The sequence below is a fragment of the Virgibacillus byunsanensis genome (genome assembly GCF_042675965.1).
GTDB lineage: Bacteria > Bacillota > Bacilli > Bacillales > Amphibacillaceae > Virgibacillus_R > Virgibacillus_R byunsanensis.
Genome location: NZ_JBHTKJ010000056.1, coordinates 1 through 1,274, shown reverse-complemented (window position 1 = coordinate 1,274; position 1,274 = coordinate 1). Strand labels below are relative to the sequence as shown.

General features: G+C 32.9%; 1 protein-coding gene. It reads right to left on the bottom strand.

Annotated features, from left to right (window positions below):
* Positions 1-448: 448 nt before the first annotated feature.
* Positions 449-1,186: a hypothetical protein gene (locus ACFQ3N_RS16875; RefSeq protein WP_390363763.1), complete on the bottom strand. Its 738-nt coding sequence runs from the start codon at positions 1,184-1,186 to the stop codon at positions 449-451.
* Between the last annotated feature and the right edge of the window lie 88 nt (positions 1,187-1,274).

Sequence of the window (1,274 nt, the reverse complement as noted above, 5' to 3'; positions counted from 1 at the left end):
AAAGCAAAAAGTGCTTAGCTTTAATTTCAGTTTATGCCTTAACTTGGAAGTATGAATAATTCAGGTAGTAGTTTAGTAAAATAAATAAAGACTTTATCAGATGTTAATTGTTGTATAGAAATCATCTTTAATTTTGACACTATTGTTCTATAGATAATAAATATATAATTTTTGTTATTTCGACAATACCATCTAGGGATTATATAATTTATTTTTTAATCATTCGATGTTAATTAAAAAAAATATTTTGGATTCGTTAGTTAAATTAGGCGACAATAAGGATTTATCATTGCCTAATTACTTTAATTTGTACATGAAAATGATTTTTCCATATTTTTTATTAATGGATACTTGAAATAATATCAACACAGCAACACGACTAGCAAGAATAACATTCGAACACACTAAGGGTATTATAGGAAGTAAAAAGCCTTGCTTGGAAGAAAATTTATTTAGAGGACACGTTTTCCTGACTTTCCATCAAGACAAGTCGCTCTATTTGGAGTGCAACGGACAATACGTGGATAAATGCCTCATGCATTGTAGAAGTTTTCAAATGTATGTCAAAATAGTGGTGTATGTGTTTTGCTATATCCTCACTTGCCTCAACATCGAAATGGTAAAAGTCGATAATCGGGAAATATAAAGCATCACCCAAAGGGATTAATGTCCCCATGACTATCTCCCCTTTTTTAGGTGGAATAGCGAGCGGATCATAGACAATTACATCTAGCGTTTCTTCTGTCAGGATATCAACAACTACTAGGACTCGATCATTATACTTATACCCAACATAATAAAATTTAGGCATCACCCTATCCCATTCTCTTAGCCAGGATGTAATTAAAGACTTATTTCTAAGCCTGTGGTAATTTTCTGAAATATAGCTCTCTACACAACTCATTTCACTATTCTGATTCGAATCGTATAGTACTCGCCACCAAAATAAATTTTGCTCTAGTGCTTCCCGCTTCTCTACTCTTAGGTAATGGCTATCTACATATTCCTTCAATATAGACTGAAACTCACTGTAGTTCCGAACCAATACATACTTTGTAAAATCCCCATAAACTTCATTTAGCATTACCCCTTTTACTTCATCAGAAATAGGGTAGATATGACTAAATTTCTTGGCTTTAGATTCGGATTGTGCAAATTCCACCACCTTATCAACCTTTTCCTTCATAACATCATCAATCCTTTCTTAATAACTCAACTTTCGCAGACTGAAATAGGCAAGTAAGCCTTGATATAATTAGGCAAGCCTGCAATCC

Bases quoted from the DNA above. Each gene is read 5' to 3' on its own strand.
- ACFQ3N_RS16875 (WP_390363763.1), bottom strand. From the start codon at position 1,186: ATGAAGGAAAAGGTTGATAAGGTGGTGGAATTTGCACAATCCGAATCT.